At 40.5% G+C, this 3,147-nt stretch carries 3 protein-coding genes; 1 reads left to right on the forward strand and 2 read right to left on the reverse strand.

Annotated features, from left to right (window positions below):
- Positions 1–1,754: hypothetical protein (locus tag C1E24_RS21030; RefSeq protein WP_171040950.1), on the forward strand; the 1,754-nt coding region annotated here is incomplete at its 5' end.
- On the opposite strand, the gene C1E24_RS20865 is transcribed toward C1E24_RS21030, so the two are convergent.
- Together C1E24_RS20865 and C1E24_RS20870 are read right to left on the reverse strand one after the other, a co-directional pair.
- The gene (locus C1E24_RS20865; RefSeq protein WP_138484249.1) at positions 1,751–2,263 is read right to left on the reverse strand and encodes a helix-turn-helix transcriptional regulator; all 513 of its coding nucleotides are present in this window, start codon (positions 2,261–2,263) and stop codon (positions 1,751–1,753) included. The two genes, C1E24_RS21030 and C1E24_RS20865, sit on opposite strands and share 4 nt — an antisense overlap.
- A gap of 8 nt (positions 2,264–2,271) precedes the next feature.
- Positions 2,272–2,994: a cytochrome b/b6 domain-containing protein gene (locus tag C1E24_RS20870; RefSeq protein WP_138484251.1), complete on the reverse strand. Its 723-nt coding sequence runs from the start codon at positions 2,992–2,994 to the stop codon at positions 2,272–2,274.
- Positions 2,995–3,147: the final 153 nt, after the last annotated feature.

A 3,147-nucleotide genomic window follows, 5' to 3' on the forward strand; every position in this document is an offset into this window, starting at 1 on the left:
GTGATAAGTCGGCAAGTACAAAGCATCATTCGTTTAAGTTTAAAGCTATGCTTTCATTATTACTGCTTTTTACACTGTTCTCAGTAGCCAGCTTTACTGTTTATTTTACCAAACCACACGCATCGGAAACTAAGGTTGAAAGTCAGCCTGTGACTTCACCGCAAGCAATAAAACCGCTTACTTTTATAACTGGCTGGAACAGCGCACCACAACTTTCTAAGTCAAATTTATTAGGATTTATTCATCGAGACCCTGAGCTGCAGACTCAACACCTCATAGTTCAAAAAAGTCAAAACAATCAGCATAGAGAAGTTTTTAAGATTGAGCATGTAAGGGCGTTTTCATGGGCTAGAAACAGCGATACACTTTACTTTATTAAAGAAACAGATAAACAATGCCATATCATTAAACGTGAACTGGTTTCTGTTACACCCACCTATCACGATGAAGTAATTAAAGACTGTCGAACTGGCATGAATTTGCAGTCTATAAGTGTTGACTCAAAACAAGAGTGGCTTTACTTCCCATCTCGTAATTCTGACACTCAAGTGCATAGTATAAAGCGTTATCATATGCAGCAAAAAATTACTGAGCAACTCACTTTCCCGATAAAAGTGCATCAAATGGATAGCTACGCACAAATAAACCCAGCAAACACTCATTTTGCTTTTATACGCTTTTTCCAAGCTCGTCATGCCCAGTTAATGGTATATGATTTAAAAGATGGCAGTGTCGAAAAGCTAGTAACATTAGAGACTACTCACCCTCTTAGAGTATCTTGGGCAGATAATCGAACCTTGGTATTTAATAAAAATGCGACAACCATTGCCACCATAGATATTAAGCAAAGAAAAACGATTGAGATTTATAAAACTGACAAACAAATCTCGATGCCAATCCTTAATGGTAAAACGTTGCTGGTATCAGTAGGGCAAGAAACCAACTCAAATACTGTCGAAGTTAATTTAGCTAATGACAGTTTACTGCCTAATTATTTAGCCCGCTCGCCCTTTACCAATTATGCGGGTACAACCTATCGCAGTCATGAACACCTTAAAACCGCGGTGATTTCTTTACGTACCGGCAAGCAAGAGGTTTGGTTGATTGAGAATGGCATATTCACACAATTAACCCACCTTAAAGATAGCAAGCTAACTTATTTACTTTTTTCTAGTAACGGCTCAAAACTGTTGTTTAAACAAGATACACAGCTCGGGTTAATTGATTTAACCTCTAAAGCCATTACATACTTAACATTGCCCTACAGCGAATTTAAGCCTCCCGTCTTTGCATGTCACTCTGAACAGACACTTCTTTTACCCGTAAGAGAAAACAATCAATGGCACTTATACAAATACAACATGTATTCTCAACATAGTGAAAGACTGCTCAATAATATCAATGACTTTCATCAAAACTGTGACTTAGGCACTTACTATGTCACGCAACCTGATAAGCTAGGTATTTATCCGTTAGACTCAAACTGGCAAATCACCACTGAGCATATTTTCTTTGCTGATAGACAGTTTAACCACTTCCGACACTGGGATGCCGATGGCGAATATATTTATGCGCTCGAAGGTCAAAACCAGCTTTTACAACAGCACATAGAAAGCAAAGAGATCACCCGTCGTGAAATCCAAGAACTACAAACTTGGGGGATTAATGTCGAATATGGACATTTAATATTGAATAAATCCCATTCAATGAACACCTTTGTTGGCGAAACTGAAATTAGCAAAAGCCTGCTCTAAAGCAGCTTTGCTGGTAATAAGTCTTCTAAAAAGAACGCCGAGAGTTCTGAGCGGCCACTGAGGCCAGCTTTTGCATAGATAGACATAGACTGGGCACGGGCGGTTTTTTCGCTCGTGCCTCTAAGCTCAGCAAGTTCTTTTAAACTCATGCCTTTTAACAATAAAAACGCCACTTCTCGCTCTGCGGGGGTGAGCTGCCAAAGGGTTAATTGCTCATCAATTAAAATCGATAAACCATCTAAATAGGTTTTAGACTTCTCGCGCCACAATTCGGCCTCTGCTCGGTAATCTTTCGCCAGCGCCCGCTCTGACTGTAAGTCTTGTTTAAGCTGATCGATATCTTTAAAAATATACGCAATACCAATGAGCGCCATAACCCCCGCAGCCCCTTCAATAACAAGATGCCACAGTGCCACACCTTCTTTTAAATCGGTCGAGAGATCTACCGCGATTAATACCGTAATGATTAACAAGGTAGACAGTAAAATCAGACGGTCTTTACGGGTCATAAGCTTCTCTATTCATGCTCATCATAATGTTCATCATGCGCTTTGTGCTCGTCAGTTTCAAACTCTGATAACTGCCAAGTTACCCCAAAAATTGAAGTTGTACTCGTGTGTGGATCAAATTGTGCTATCAAAGTCGTGGTAAATAGCAAAGTAGCCACTAAGCACAGCACGCCCAAAATGGTAAATGTGGCCACAGGTTTATTGTCATCTGATACCGACTTTTCACCGCTTACCATACTTTTACCAATGGGATCTCGATATTTAATGGTGTGCAGCGCAATGCCACATAAATGCAATACCACCACCAGCATAAACGCATTGGCGCATAACTCGTGCACCTCTTCAATCACCTCATTAAATGGTCCATTGGTCATCAAAAAGCCTGTTACGCCTAAACATGCTGCTAATATCATCATAGTAATTGCCGCCCAGCTCGAAGCGGGATTATGCCCCACAGAGTGCGTATTGCAGCCGCTCAGCGCTCCTTTCAAGTAATGCATTAACGCGGATGGGTTTAAATCAAAATCAGAAAACTTGGCGTGTTTGGTTCCTACAAAACCCCAAATAACACGCCAGACGAGCGCCATGCAGATGGTTGCTCCAGCAATCATGTGGTAAGAAAAAGCGGCTTGCTCATCGTCTATGGTATTGGCAAGGGTAAAAGCAGTTAAAAAGCCAAAGGCAAAAAGCCAGTGAAAGACTCTTGTGGGTAAATCATAAACGCGGATCATCGTGGTAGCTCCAACAGTAAAAATCGATATTGAAGATAAACATCAAAATCTAAAATTACATGGAGCAAATGCCTTAGACTGACCTATTGGACAAATGACCTATAAAAATTAACGAGTATTTTTATATAGTTAGCGAGTTGCGAGTTGCGAGTT

The sequence above is a fragment of the Pseudoalteromonas phenolica genome, assembly GCF_005876835.1.
Classification (GTDB): Bacteria; Pseudomonadota; Gammaproteobacteria; order Enterobacterales; family Alteromonadaceae; genus Pseudoalteromonas; species Pseudoalteromonas phenolica_B.

Bases quoted from the DNA above. Each gene is read 5' to 3' on its own strand.
- C1E24_RS20865 (WP_138484249.1), bottom strand. From the start codon at position 2,263: ATGACCCGTAAAGACCGTCTGATTTTACTGTCTACCTTGTTAATCATT.
- C1E24_RS20870 (WP_138484251.1), bottom strand. From the start codon at position 2,994: ATGATCCGCGTTTATGATTTACCCACAAGAGTCTTTCACTGGCTTTTT.